The 13,095-nt window shown below is 63.4% G+C and carries 12 protein-coding genes; 3 read left to right on the forward strand and 9 right to left on the reverse strand.

The window, feature by feature from the left end:
• Positions 1 to 39: 39 nt before the first annotated feature.
• The 9 genes from C7402_RS28285 to C7402_RS28320 form a co-directional block, all read right to left on the reverse strand.
• Positions 40 to 357, reverse strand: a complete 318-nt coding sequence (locus C7402_RS28285; RefSeq protein ID WP_224041659.1) for a hypothetical protein — start codon at positions 355 to 357, stop codon at positions 40 to 42.
• Between the two features lie 134 nt (positions 358 to 491).
• Positions 492 to 1,742, reverse strand: coding sequence for an MFS transporter (locus tag C7402_RS28290; protein WP_112176600.1), 1,251 nt, complete (start codon positions 1,740 to 1,742; stop codon positions 492 to 494).
• 69 nt (positions 1,743 to 1,811) lie between these two features.
• Positions 1,812 to 2,885: a porin gene (locus C7402_RS28295; protein WP_112176599.1), complete on the reverse strand. Its 1,074-nt coding sequence runs from the start codon at positions 2,883 to 2,885 to the stop codon at positions 1,812 to 1,814.
• A gap of 134 nt (positions 2,886 to 3,019) precedes the next feature.
• Positions 3,020 to 3,877, reverse strand: coding sequence for an alpha/beta fold hydrolase (locus C7402_RS28300; protein WP_112176597.1), 858 nt, complete (start codon positions 3,875 to 3,877; stop codon positions 3,020 to 3,022).
• A 189-nt stretch (positions 3,878 to 4,066) separates the two neighbouring features.
• Entirely contained in the window at positions 4,067 to 4,849 is a 783-nt protein-coding gene (dmpE, locus tag C7402_RS28305; protein WP_112176595.1) for a 2-oxopent-4-enoate hydratase, read from the reverse strand.
• A 102-nt stretch (positions 4,850 to 4,951) separates the two neighbouring features.
• Positions 4,952 to 6,169, reverse strand: a complete 1,218-nt coding sequence (locus C7402_RS28310; RefSeq protein WP_112176593.1) for an acyl-CoA dehydrogenase family protein — start codon at positions 6,167 to 6,169, stop codon at positions 4,952 to 4,954.
• A complete protein-coding gene (locus C7402_RS28315; RefSeq protein WP_116612959.1) occupies positions 6,166 to 6,753 on the reverse strand; it encodes a flavin reductase family protein in 588 nt (195 codons plus the stop codon). The genes C7402_RS28310 and C7402_RS28315 overlap by 4 nt, the downstream gene beginning before the upstream one ends.
• On the reverse strand, positions 6,753 to 6,917 hold the full coding sequence (locus C7402_RS47110; protein WP_208949013.1) for a hypothetical protein: 165 nt from the start codon (positions 6,915 to 6,917) through the stop codon (positions 6,753 to 6,755). Before C7402_RS47110 ends, C7402_RS28315 begins: the two co-directional genes overlap by 1 nt.
• 120 nt (positions 6,918 to 7,037) lie before the next feature.
• Positions 7,038 to 7,952 carry a VOC family protein gene (locus C7402_RS28320; RefSeq protein ID WP_116612960.1) on the reverse strand — a complete coding sequence of 305 codons (915 nt, stop codon included), beginning with the start codon at positions 7,950 to 7,952 and terminating at the stop codon, positions 7,038 to 7,040.
• Between the two features lie 410 nt (positions 7,953 to 8,362).
• On the opposite strand from C7402_RS28320, the gene C7402_RS28325 reads away from it, so the two are divergent.
• From C7402_RS28325 to C7402_RS28335, 3 genes are all read left to right on the forward strand, one after another.
• Positions 8,363 to 10,150: a sigma 54-interacting transcriptional regulator gene (locus tag C7402_RS28325; RefSeq protein ID WP_116612961.1), complete on the forward strand. Its 1,788-nt coding sequence runs from the start codon at positions 8,363 to 8,365 to the stop codon at positions 10,148 to 10,150.
• Between the two features lie 118 nt (positions 10,151 to 10,268).
• Entirely contained in the window at positions 10,269 to 11,711 is a 1,443-nt protein-coding gene (locus C7402_RS28330) for an FAD-dependent oxidoreductase (RefSeq protein WP_116612962.1), read from the forward strand.
• Positions 11,712 to 11,723: 12 nt separating this feature from the next.
• Positions 11,724 to 13,094, forward strand: a complete 1,371-nt coding sequence (locus tag C7402_RS28335; protein WP_112176584.1) for an FAD-dependent oxidoreductase — start codon at positions 11,724 to 11,726, stop codon at positions 13,092 to 13,094.
• Position 13,095 lies beyond the last annotated feature (1 nt).

Genomic DNA, 13,095 nt, shown 5'->3' on the forward strand with positions numbered 1-13,095 from the left:
CTTATCCGGCTTGATGACACGGCGACTACAAGCGCCCTGTCACTGGCCAGCCGACGCGCCCGCCGCCTTCCTTTCGGCGCCCTGCGCGCTTTCCGGATAGTTCGGATCGTATCCACCCGGTTTGTAGCCCGCGCTCTCCAGTTTCTTCAACTCCGCATTCTTCTTCGCGCGGGCCTCCTTGCGAGCGGCCTTGCGCGCGGCTTTCTTCTGGGCTTTCGTCATCGAAGCGGGATTGGCCTGACCCTGCGCCACTGCGTTTGCGGCGTCGCTGGCTTGCTGTCCTTGCGCGAATACGCCTGGTACTCCGAACATCACCGTCATGAGCACTGCCGCCAGGGCGACCTTGAGTGTTTTCACCTGTATTCTCCGTTCTTGTTCGTTGGCAAATTGATTCGCTTGTGATTCGCTTGTGATTCGCTTGTGATTCGCTTGTGATTCGCTTGTGATTCGCTCGAGCGCCCCGCTCGCGAGGCGCGTCAGAAAAACCGTGGTTAAGCCGCCTCGGCGCGGCGTCCCGCGAAATCGCGCTTCGGGTCGCGCATGCCGAACGCCGAGATCAGCAGCCCGAGCACAGCGGAGCCCAGCGCGATCTGCACGATCACCGCTATGCCGACGTGCTGCGCAATGCCGCCCGTGACGGCGGGAGCCACGGCGCCGCCGATGATTTCACCCAGCCCGACGATCATGCCCGTTGCGGTTGCGCCCAACTCCGGCGGCACCGATTCATTCGCGAACGGCCCGACCGTAATGCCGATGACCCCCGCGATGAGAAACGTCACGATAGCGAGCAAAACGAAGAGCCTGACTGGGTCCGCGCCCGTTTGCGTGAGAAACCAGAGGCCGACCACCTCGCATGCAAGCGCAGCCACGATCACGCGCTTGCAGCCGAACCGGTCCGACAACGCGGGCAGCACGACAACGCCAACGCAGCACCCCACGCCGAGTGCGGAAAGCACGAGCCCCATCGAATCCATGCCCAGGTGCAGGTGGTCGGTGAGATAACTGGGCAGGAACGCCGACAGCACCACGAGGCCCGAAAGCGCGCAGAGCATCAGCAGCGTGCCCGACACCACGTTGCGGTAGCGCAGCACCTCGAACCACGACGAGTTTTCCCGCACCTGGGCGTGCGCGGCGGGCGCATCGGCACGCAACGATTTCGCGAGCAGCACTGCGATCACGAAGCCGGGTACGGCGACGATGGCGAAGATCCAGTGCCACGACGGCACGAACTTGAGCATGCCCACGGCGAGCAAGGGGCCGAGGCCAAGCCCCACCAGCGGCGCCGACATCTGCTGAAGCCCCACGTTCAGGCCGATGCGGCTCGGCTTCGACGCCTCGACCGTCGCCACGATGCTCGCGGGTACATAAGCGCCTTCCGCGACGCCCATCAGGGCGCGCAACAGCACCATGCTCATCATGCCAGCAGCGAGGCCGCTGCCGCCCACCAGCAGCGAGAACGCAATCACCGCGGGCACGATCACGCGCTTGCAGCCAACGCGGTCGGTGAGGCGGCCCGTGAGTATCGAGGCGAGGCCCCAACACAGCGAAAGCACGGCGGAAATCAGGCCAAGATCCTGATAATTCATGCCGAGTTCTTTCGCGATCACGGGAAAGAGCGGATAGATGATGTTGCGGTCCAGCCCCACGAGTCCGTAACCCAATGCGAGCAGGAATACCGCCTTGACCTCGTAGCGCAGGTTCCAGTCAGCGCGCCCGCTTGAGGCGGCAGCCGTCGTTTCCATGATGGATGTCTCCAATGTTCTGTAGTGTCCGGGCATTGGCGCGCGGCGTTCGCGAGCCGCGCGCGGGTCTTACCAGGTGTGCATCATCCCGACGCGCACCATGGTCTGGTTGCCCGAAGTCGAGAATGCGCCGGCGCCCGGAATGAGCGCGGGTGCGCCGTCCGAAGCATGCTGGTACACGGCAAACGCATAGACGCTCGTGCGCTTGGACAGGTAGTACGCGAGGTTCAGTCCAACCTGGTGCATCTTCACGTCATTGACAACGTGATTGCCGTCGTTGAACTGATACGCGAAGCCGACGATTGCAGCCGGCGTGAGCGGATACGTGGCGGCGAAGTCGTACACCATCACGCGCGCGTTGTTATAGGTGTTGGTGGCCTGCGCCACCATGGCGGCAACAAAGCCATTGCCAACCGGTATGCGCCCGCCCACGCCCCAGTCGCGCAGACCGCTGTTGCCTTCATTGATGGTGGGGAACTTCGTGTACGTGTATGCGGCATCCACCGCGACCGGGCCGGTGTTGTAGCTCAGGCCAAAGCTCTGCGTGCTGTTCTGGCTGAATGCGCCGGCCACGCCGCCGAAGCCGTACATCGCGCCGAACTTGAAGCCGCCCATGCGCGGGCTTTCATAGGTCACGGCGTTGGGTGTGGAATAGAGGTCGGCTGTGCGCAGAAAGTCCATCGAGCCGAACGCGGGCGCGCCAAGCTGCGGAAACGGGCCGCCCTGGGTGAACGTGGGTTCGAGCGAGGCGAGCATCGGCCCCCAGCGATCGACTGTCATGTAATTGAACATGAAGTCGGTTTGCAGGCCCATCGTCAGGCGTCCCAGGGAATCGTTGTCGAGCCCCACGTATGAGTACCGGAACATCTGGCCGGTGCTATAGAGCGAACCCGTGCCGATGTCGAAGGTGTTGAGCAGCTTTGCGATGGCCCGGGTGCCGCCTCCCAGGTCTTCGATGGCGGAAATGCCGAACCCCGTGTTGTTCGAAATGCCGCCCTGCATGAAGGTATTCGAGTGGCCACCCGCATTCGATACCCAGGTCAGGCCCGCGTCGATGGCGCCGAACAGCGTGACGCTTGTCTGGGCGTGGGCCGTGCCGGCCAGCAACGTGGCCGCCGCGCATGTCATGATTTTCGCTTTCACCGTGTCTCCAAACTATTTTTTCGTATTTGTGATGCGTGTCTCGCAACCAGAAGCGATTCCGGTTGTGGTCTTTCGGTGATGCCGGCGCGCGGGGGCGGCGCAAGACAACGTGACTGCGCCGCCCTTGCGACGCCTTAGTGCTTCAGAAAATCGATGACGAGACGGTTGAACGCTTGCGCGTGCTCCCACTGCGCCCAGTGGCCGCAGCGGTTGAACACGTGGAATTGCGCGTCACGCAGGCCCCAGATCATGCGCAGGCCGTTGTCGAGCGGCACGAAGCGGTCGTCGCGGCCCCAGGTCACGAGGGTCGGCGCGCTGATTTCCGGGAGCCGGCCGCTCAGGTCCGGAAACTGGTTCGGATTCACTTCGAGGCTCTTGACGAAGTTTTCGAGGTGATCGCGGCGCGCCATCATGTTTGCGAAACGGCCTTGAATCAACTCTTCGGTAATCGTCGAAGGATCGAAGACGAACACGTCCAGCATGCGGCGCAGGCTTTCCATCGTCGGGTTCTTGTACGCACCGAACAGCAGCTTGATCCCTTCGAGCGGCATCGGCTGGAAGAGGCTCGGACCTACGCCGCCGCCGCCCATGATGACCATCCTGGCCAGGCGCTCGGGATAGTTCAGCGCAAACGACAGCGCGTTGACGCCGCCCATCGAGTTGCCGAGAATGTGCACGCGGTCGATGTCGAGCACGTCGAGCAGGCCCTTGAGCGCGCGCGCGTTGATTTCAGATCGCGCGCCGCGCGTGACCACAATGGGATCGCTCTTGTTCCAGCCCGGCGAGTCCAGCAGGATCACGCGATAGCCGGCTTCCACGAACGTGTCGATGTTGCGATGAAAGTTGCTCCACCCGGAAGCGCCGGGACCGGAGCCGTGCATCATCACGACGGTTTCGCCCGTACCCGCGTCGTTGTAATGGACCTGCGCGTCGAGGTCACCTTCCTTGATCCGCGCGAATTTGCTCGTTCCTGCTTCGGTCAATGCAGCCATTGCACTCCTCCTTGATCGGATCACTATCCAATGTCACTGTGTTTTCGGCTATCGCGTGATGCCGATAGCCATATGATTAGTATTGCGAATGGTATCGCGTGCGCTATTGCCGAAAAAAGACAGCAAATCCGAACGCTTCATTCGCAAATACCGAAAGCCGTTTCAGGAGGCTTACTCCCATCGACAAAGTCAAACAAAACGGGCCGAGCAATTGCCGATGCCGCCAATCGACACATGAAGGTTGTCGCCCGCCTTCACCGGCACCATCGTTCCAAGCGATCCCGAAAGAATGACTTCACCGGCCTTGAGCGGCACGCCGAGCCTGCCAAGCGTATTGGCCAGCCAGGCAACGGCATTGGCCGGGGAATTGAGCGCCGCGGCGCCCGCCCCCGTTGCGACCACCGCGCCGTTCTTCTCCAGCACCATGCCGCAGGTGCGCAGATCGAGCGAGCGGGGATCGACAAACTGGCTGCCCAGCACGAACAGGCCACAGGAGGCGTTGTCGGCCACCGTGTCCTGAATGCGGATCTTCCAGTCGCGGATGCGTGAATCCACGATCTCGAAGCACACGAGTACGCCTTCCGTGGCGCGCAGCACGTCGGCCACCGAAATGCCCGGCCCCATCAGGTCATGCTTGAGCACGAACGCAATCTCGCCTTCGGCCTTCGGTTGAATGAGCTTCGTGGTATCGATCGGCGCGCCTTCTTCGCGCAACATCGTGTCGAGCAGGTAGCCGAAATCCGGCTGATGCACGTTGAGCAATTGCATGACGGCGTCGCTCGTCACACCGATCTTCTTGCCGACGATGCGCGCACCCGCGCTCACCTGGCGTTCGATCAGTCGCTGCTGGATCCGGTAAGCGTCTTCGACGCTCAGCGTCTCGTGGCGCGAGGTCAGCGGCTCGACGGTGGTCTGGTTGTCGAGCGCGCGCCAGAGTTCGTCGCCGAGGTCCGCAATCAATGAAGGGTCCATTCCGTGGTTCCCGTGTTCCGCATGGGTGATTCAAACCGGCGCGGCTGCAAGCGTGCCGCAGACCGCGCCGTGGATTCGCGCCTTTGCCGGGTTGTGCCCGGATTACGCGGCGGCCTGCCCAGGCAGCGGGTCGCGTGAGTAAAAGAGCGGCGGCAGCGGTTGGCCGAGCAGGTACCCGCCAAGCGTGCCCGCCGTGTCGTCCGCGTTCTGGGTGATGTGATTGGCCGCCGCGATCACGTCGCGCAGAATGCGCTGCAACGGGTTGTCCAGGTAGATGCCGCGCGCGGAAAGCGCCTTGAACAGCAACATCACGGCCTCTTCGCTTTCGCGGCCCACGCGCGCGATGTCGAGCATGGCGGGTACACGGTCGTCGAGCGGCACCAGTTCGCGGCGCTCGGCGTACTGGGTCGTTTCATGCATCATGTGCAGGATGCGGGCGCGTGAAGAACGCACGCGCGCCACCGCATTGCCGAGACGATCCTTCACATACGGGCTGAGCGACGTTTTTGCGCCGCCCGTCGTGTCGCGGCGCGTTTGCATCTGTTCGATGAAGAGGTCGACCGCGCCCTGCGCCATGCCGTTGATCGCCGACGATACCGCCGCGTAAAAGATCTGCGAGAACGGATAGAGATACATGTTGCCGCGATCGCTCATGGTGTAGTCGGCCAGGCTGTGCGTGCGGTAGTCGGGCACGAAGGCGTCCTTGACCACGACGCTCTTGCTGCCCGTTCCGGCGAGACCGAACACATGCCAGTCGTCGAGAATGGTGTAGTCGGTGCGCGGCACGAGAATCGAGAGACGATCCACGGGCTTGCCTTCTTCGTCGAGCAGCATCTGGCCGAGAAACGCCCACTGGCCGTGGTCGGTGCCGCTCGAAGTCGGCCAGCGGCCGTTGATGATGTAGCCGCCTTCCACACGCTTGTACGTGCCGAACGGCGCATACGAGGACGCGATGATCACCGAGTCGTCCTGGCCCCAGACGTCTTCGCAGGCGCGCGGGTCGAGATGGCCGAATTCCCACGTGTGAATGCCGAGGATCATCATGTTCCAGGCACTGCTACAACAGCCGCGGCCCAGTTCCATGAGGACCTTGAAGAACACGGCGGGGTTCATCTCGTAGCCGCCCCAACGGCGCGGCTGGAGAATGCGGAAGAATCCCGCCTCCTTGAACTGCGCGATGATGTCGGCCGGAACCGAGCGGTTCTTTTCGACTTCCGCCGCGCGCTCGCGCAGCATCGGGATCATCGCCCTCGCCCGCTCGACGAGTTCCGCTTCGGTGGGAATGACGCGTTCGACCGACTGTTTCAATACCGTGCTCATGCTGCTCCTCCGTTTGAATTTTCCGAGTCCGCCTGCTCCAGGCGGGCGAATTTCCCGCCGAAATACACGAGCGGCGGCGTCTCCTCTCTCTCACAACTCACTTCGATCACATCGCAAAGAAAAACCGTGTGCGACCCGCCGGGAATTTCTTCGATGACCTGACACCCGAACGACACGATGCTTTGTTCGAGTAGCGGGATGCCGAGCCTGCCCTCACGCCAGTTGCCCGCGCCGAGAAAACGGTCTTCGCCCACCACGTTGATGACCATGCCCGCGAATCGCCGCGCGATGTCTTCCTGATGCTCGCTCAAGACGTTGACGCTCAGGAGTCCCGATTCGCTGATTACCTGGTGGGCGCGCACCGAGCGATTCACGCAAACGAGCAGCCGCGCGGGCTCCGCGCTGACCGAGCAAACGGCGGTCGCGGTCAATCCCGCGCGCAGGTCGCCGCTGCGCGAAGCGATGATCGAGCACGCGCCCGCGAGACGCCGCATGCCCGCGCGAAAGAGCGAAGGGTCTACGCCGTTGATCGGGCATCGGGCCGAAGCGGCCTCGCCCGCGTTGCTTGTGAAAATGGCTGCCATCAGGTTTTCCCCGTCGAAAGAAACGCATGCATGACGGTGTGGAACGCGTCAGGCTGTTTGTACTGCGGCCAATGCGCCGCTGCGATACCGTGAATCATGTTATTCGTAGTCCAGATCATCAGCGCCTCGTTATGTTCGTGCCCGGCTTCGATCGCCGAATCCATCATTCCAGATACTCACTTGCACCCCAGGAAAAAGGGCAAAACTCCTCCCCGCCGGCAACGCGAGCCGGTTCACATCGTCCTGGCGGGGATACGGCGTGGCGGCGTTTCGCGCCGCTACGCTCAGGCGGGTACGGGCGGCGTGCGCTTGTGGCCCCAGTCGCTCATCTTCGAATAGTTGACGACCTTCCACGTCGCGTCGTCGATCACGATGCCGCCGTAGCCGTATTCGAGCGCGAAGCCCGAGGGCGTTTGCACGTAGAACGAGAACATCTGGTCGTTCGGGTGATGGCCGAGATGCAGGAACATCGGCACGCCGGCCGCGGTGCACCGGTCATAGGCGAGACCGACGTCGTCCATCTCCTTGACCTGCACCATGAGGTGATTGAGGCGCTTGGGGCCGGGAATGGCCGCGGTGGCGAGTGAATGGTGGCGGCCCGTTTTCGTGTGCATGAACGTCGCGTCCACGACGATGCCGGGGGCGCGTTCCTCGCGAATGTAGTCGCTCACGCGCAGCCCCATTGCCGAGCGGTAGAAGTCGACGGATTCGCCGTAGTTGTTCGCCGTCGTGAGAATGTGGCCGATGCCGAGCGACCCGGTTTCGAAGCCTGCGCCGCGCATGACGTTCGAGCGGAACGGATTCGTCATCTGCGCAATTTCGGGGCCGAAATAGAACGCGTGGCGATAGCCGTTCGGGTCTTCGCAGTAGTAGAGCTTTTCGACCCGGCGGCGCGCGCGATAATCGCGGTCGCCTTGTGTCACCGTGATACCGCGCTCGCGCAGTTGCGCTGCGTAGCGGTTGAGTTCGTCTTCGGTCTCGAACTCCCAACCGGCTTCCTGAATGTCGTCGGCCTCATTCTTTTCGAGCACGATGCGCTGCATGTACTCGTCCATGCGCAGCGCCAGCGCATTGCCGTCATCGCGAGACGCGATCTGAAACCCCATCAGGTTGTGAGCGAAATCCGCCCATGCACCGAGATCCTTCACCCCCAGCACGACATAGCCAAGGTTAGAAATTGCGGCAGCCGTTTCGGCCATATCTCCTCCGTCCAGCACGTTTTCCGTTAAGAACTTGTCGATTGAGCGAAAGCCAGAAGACTTTCGTGAAGCGCGAGCCCTAATAAGCAAAGGGTATGCCATGCACCTTGGCCATGTGCCCCGTATTCGCGCGCTGCCCTGTCCAGCAAGGCCCCGGCGTGTTTTCAAGCGCGCCCGTCGCACGCGGGCCGTGTGCGCTCGCCCACATTGAAATCCAGAAAATCATGAAATGTCCGTCGCGACGCGAGCCGCCAGTGCGGGATTTCATGAATTTACGGACTGAATGCGCCGCCCGTATCGTTGCGCCTGCATCGATCGTGGCTGGGCAACGAAGGACGAATATGAACACGACCCCCGAACGAAAACAGGCGGAGTGCAATTTGCCCCCTGAATTCGTTTTGCTTGACTCAATGGACTTCAGCGATATCGCTGAGCAACTGCATTTCAATCCGGTTGAAGGACGCATCTGGCTACAGGACCGGCGCATGGCGCTGCTGCCGGTTGAAGTGCTCGGCGCGATGCGGCGCGAAATGATCGATTCGCTCGGGCTCGAAGGCACGCGCCGCCTCATTACGCGTCTGGGCTATACAGCGGGTTCGCGCGACGCCGAACTCGCCTGGAAAGTGCGTGCTCATCGCTCGCAGCTCGACATCATCGTGGCGGGCGCGCAGCTTCATGCCCTGGAAGGCTTCGTGAAAGCCGAACCCGTGCATATCGAAATCGACAATCACCGCGGCTATTGTTATTCGGAATTCTTCTGGAACGACAACTGCGAAGACGAGATCCATATCGCCAACTATGGCGTCGGGCACGAGAGCGCCTGCTGGATGGGGATTGGCTACACGTCCGGTTTTCTCAGCAAGATCATGGGCAAGCGCATCATCGCGCGTGAGGTGGAGTGCCGCGCGATGGGACAAGCCAAGTGCCGTGTGATCGCGCAGCCCGTGGAAAGCTGGGACGACCCCGAGGAAGACCTGCACTACCTGCATGTCGCTCCGCCGCCCGCGCGCGCAATGGTAGGTGCTTCGGGCCTGAAGGCAAGCGTTGCGCCGCCCGAAGCGGCGCCCTCCTCGGCGGCGCAGCCGGAACCCGCCATGCCGATGCTCATCGGCTCGTCGGTCAGCTTCACGGCCATGCTGCACAAGGTGCGGCGCGTGGCGACCACGCGCGCGACCGTGCTGCTGTCGGGCGAAAGCGGCGTGGGCAAGAGCGCGGTCGCGCGCGAAGTGCATCGCTGGAGCAGCCGCGCCGACAAGCCATTCGTGGAAGTCAACTGCGCGGCCATTCCAGAACAACTGCTCGAATCGGAACTCTTCGGCGTGGAGCGCGGCGCGTTCTCGGGCGCGAACGAGTCGCGCGCCGGGCGCTTCGAAACCGCCAACGGCGGCACGCTCTTTCTCGACGAAATCGGCATTCTCAGCTTCAGCGCGCAGGGCAAGCTGTTGCGCGTGCTTCAGAACGGCGAGTTCGAGCGGCTCGGCTCCACCCGCACGATCAAGCTCGATGTGCGCGTCGTCGCCGCCACCAACGAGGATCTGCCCAAGGCCGTGACGGAGGGCCGCTTTCGCGAGGACCTGTTCTACCGCATCAACGTTTTTCCCATTCATATTCCGCCGCTGCGCGACCGTCGCGACGATCTGCCTTTGCTGATCGAGTATTTCACCAAGCGCCTCTCGGCGCTGCATGGCCGCCACGTACCCGGCATCATGCCGCGCGCGTTGCAGGCCGTGCTCAACCATAAGTGGCCCGGCAATATCCGCGAGTTCGAGAACGTGATCGAGCGCGGCATTATTCTTGCCGATGATGGAGAATCGCTCGACCTGCGTCACCTCTTCAGCGTCGATTCGAATTTCGCGCATTCGAGCCTCATGCGCCTCACGGAAGCGGGCACACTCGAAAAGCGCGACGCACTCGCGAGCGCCGCCGCCGAGGCGAATACAGGCGCAAGCGATTCCGGCGGCACGCCGCCCGCTTCATTGGAGGACTGGGCGCGCGCAGCGGTGCGCCAGCAAGGCGCGAATCTGGGCGATGTGGAAGACGCGCTGGTCAACGCGGCGCTCGCGGAGGCGAACGGCAATGTGTCGAAAGCCGCTGCGCTGCTCGGTCTCACGCGCGCGCAACTCGACTATCGCGTGAAGCGTAATGGCAACGCGAACGGCAACGGCGGCGGCCGAAGCCAGACAGTTCACACCGATTAGGGAGCGCATGCGGCGCATCTTTCGTCTTTATCGAAAGGCGAATTCGCCGCCAGGCGCTTTGCCCCGTTGCTCGCGCCCACTATTCTGCGTTCGTGTCTTCACCAGTGAGAGCGAGACGATGGACGAGAATTTTGACGTAGTGGTAGTGGGTTGCGGCGTAGCGGGCCTTTCGGCTGCCGTGAGCGCCGCACAGCGCGGCCTGAACGTGTGTGTGCTCGAACGCGCCACGCGCGCCGAGCGTGGCGGGCAAAGCCGCTTCACGGAAGCTTATTTGCGCATGAAGTCGCTTGACGAAGTCTCCGACGATTTCGAGGAGCATCTCGGGGAAAACGCGAGCCGCTATCCCGACCCGGACCTGATGGCGGAAATGGCGCTCGACCGCTCGTCGTGGTCGCAGACCACGGCATCGCTCGCGCTTGCCGATGCGGACGTGCTCTCCACCTTCGCCGCGCATGTGCCCGGCTCGGTGCAGTGGCTGCGCGACATGGGCGTGCGCTTCGACTTCCTGCCCACGCAGTTCCTCACGCGCTCGCAGCCGCGCCTGTTGCCCGTCGGCGGGGGCGAAGCCATGGTCGAAGCGCTCGCGGCGCAGGCCGAGGCGCTTGGCGTCACCTTCCATTACGAGTGCACGGCGCGCGAACTGATCATCGACACGCAAGGGTCGGTGGCGGGGCTCGCGGCGTGGAAACGCGGTGCGGGCCGCCGCCGCTACGCGGGGGCCGTCGTGCTCGCGAGCGGCGGCTTCGAGGGCAATCCGGAAATGCTCGCCCAGTATCTCGGGCCGCGCTCGGTCTATTTGCGCCCCGTGTGCAAGGGCGGCTATTACAACAAGGGCGAAGGCATCGCCATGGCGCTGCGTGCGGGGGCCGCGCCGTGCGGCGAGTTCGGCAGCTACCACGCGGAGCCTGTGGACCCGCGCTCCGGCGTTTCGGAACCGTCGATCTTCGTATTTCCATACGGCATCCTGATCAACAAGCGCGGGCAGCGCTTCACCGATGAGGCGCCCGGTACGGTCGATGCCTGGTACGAACGCGTGACACGCCGCATCTACGAGCAGGACGAAGGCATTGCTTACGTGATTCTGGATCAGCGCGTGAAGGACATTCCGAACTACCGTCTCGCGATCCGCACGGATCAGCCCGCGATCGAAGCGCCGACACTCGAAGCGCTCGCGGCGAAACTCGGTGTTCCGGCTGATGCGCTGGCCAGCACCGTTGCGGCATACAACGCGGCCTGCCGCGAAGGCCGCTACGATCCGCTCGCTGCCGACGGGCTCGGCACGCACGGGCTCGAACCGCGCAAGTCGAACTGGGCATTGCCGGTGGACCGCGCGCCGTTCTTCGCCTATCCGATCATCTCCGCGAACGTGTTCACGTTCGGCGGTCTGAAGGTGGACGCCGCCGCGCGCGTGCTCAACACGGACGGCGCGCCCATTCCGGGCCTCTATGCCGCGGGAGAAACGATCGGCATGTATTACGGCAACTATACGGGTGCGACGTCGGTGCTCAAGGGTCTCGTGTTCGGCAAACTGGCGGGCGAGACGATCGCCAGCCGTTGCTGAGGGAGGCGCGCGATGACCACACCCGACCTTCTGGTAATCGGCGGCGGCATGGCGGGCTTTTGCGCCGCGCTTGAGGCTGCGAATGCGGGCCTCACCGTCACGCTGCTCGAAAAGCAGCCCGAAACGGGCGGCTCCTCCGCGATGAGCGGGGGGTGCCTCGCCTTCGCGGGCACGGAACTCCAGCGCGAGCACGGCGTGGAGGACAGCGACGCCCTGCTCTTTTCCGACCTGCGCGAAGTCGGCAACTTCGACAACGACGAATCGCTCGTACGCGCCTACGTCGATAACCAGCTCGGCACGTATCACTGGATGCGAGAGCATGGCGTGGTGTTCGGCGCTTCCATCGAGACATCGTCGGGACAGTCGGTGCCGCGCGTGCACTCGGTCGATCCGGCGGACGCCGTGCGACAGCTCGCGCGCGCCTGCGCGGCAACGGGCCGCGTGAGCGTGACGATGAACGCGGCGGCGCGCCGCCTCGTTCGCGCGGCCGATGGCCGCTTCACGGGCGTGCACGCCTTGATTGACGGCGAGCCCGTCACCCTGGAGGCACGGCTTGGCGTGATTCTCGCGAGCGGCGGATTTTGCCGCAATGCGCAGATGGTGCATCACTACGCGCCGCAATACGACGAAGCGGTGTTCATCGGCGGCGACGGCAACGTGGGCGACGGCCTGAAGATGGCGCTGGAATTCGGCGCCGACCTGCGCGACATGGCCTATATCAAGGGCACTTACGGCAAGCACCCGCTCGACGAGACGAATCACCATAGCTGTCTCGCCGTGTACAAGGGCGCGATTGCCGTGAATCAGGACGGCAAGCGCTTTGTCGACGAATCGGTTTCATACAAGCTGCTTGGCGACGCCGCGATTCGCCAGCCCTATGGCGCGACATTCCAGATTCTCGATCAACGCATCATGGAGAGCGGCGACGATCGCGTGCGCATTCTCGACTTCGAGCGACGCCGCGAGGAAGGCCTTTTCATCGAGGCAAACAGTCTTGCCGAACTTGCGCGTCTGATCGAGGTGCCGGAGGAGACGTTGCTCGACACGGTCGCGCGCTATAACGCCGCCGTGGATGCCGGGCATGACGACGCGTTCGGCCGCGCGCATCTCGTCCATCGCCACGGCGAGTTGTGCCGCATCGAGCACGCGCCTTTCTATGCCTACCCTTCCACAGCGGCCGTGTTCGGCACCTATTGCGGCTTGCGCGTGGACGCAAGCATGCGCGTGGTGAATGTATTCGACGAGACGCTCGAAGGGCTCTATGCGGCCGGTGAGATCGTGGGTGGGTTTCACGGCGGCGCGTACATGACGGGCACGGCGCTCGGCAAGGCTGCGATCTTCGGGCGCCTTGCCGCCCGCAGCGCGGCCGGGACGGAGCAATAGC

Origin of the sequence: Paraburkholderia unamae (assembly GCF_003096875.1) — a bacterium.
In the GTDB taxonomy this organism is placed as follows: domain Bacteria; phylum Pseudomonadota; class Gammaproteobacteria; order Burkholderiales; family Burkholderiaceae; genus Paraburkholderia; species Paraburkholderia unamae.

Coding starts and splice junctions, on each gene's coding strand:
- C7402_RS28290 (WP_112176600.1), bottom strand. CDS start 1,742: ATGGAAACGACGGCTGCCGCCTCAAGCGGGCGCGCTGACTGGAACCTG.
- C7402_RS28300 (WP_112176597.1), bottom strand. CDS start 3,877: ATGGCTGCATTGACCGAAGCAGGAACGAGCAAATTCGCGCGGATCAAG.
- dmpE (WP_112176595.1), bottom strand. CDS start 4,849: ATGGACCCTTCATTGATTGCGGACCTCGGCGACGAACTCTGGCGCGCG.
- C7402_RS28310 (WP_112176593.1), bottom strand. CDS start 6,169: ATGAGCACGGTATTGAAACAGTCGGTCGAACGCGTCATTCCCACCGAA.
- C7402_RS28315 (WP_116612959.1), bottom strand. CDS start 6,753: ATGGCAGCCATTTTCACAAGCAACGCGGGCGAGGCCGCTTCGGCCCGA.
- C7402_RS47110 (WP_208949013.1), bottom strand. CDS start 6,917: ATGGATTCGGCGATCGAAGCCGGGCACGAACATAACGAGGCGCTGATG.
- C7402_RS28320 (WP_116612960.1), bottom strand. CDS start 7,952: ATGGCCGAAACGGCTGCCGCAATTTCTAACCTTGGCTATGTCGTGCTG.
- C7402_RS28325 (WP_116612961.1), top strand. CDS start 8,363: ATGGACTTCAGCGATATCGCTGAGCAACTGCATTTCAATCCGGTTGAA.
- C7402_RS28330 (WP_116612962.1), top strand. CDS start 10,269: ATGGACGAGAATTTTGACGTAGTGGTAGTGGGTTGCGGCGTAGCGGGC.
- C7402_RS28335 (WP_112176584.1), top strand. CDS start 11,724: ATGACCACACCCGACCTTCTGGTAATCGGCGGCGGCATGGCGGGCTTT.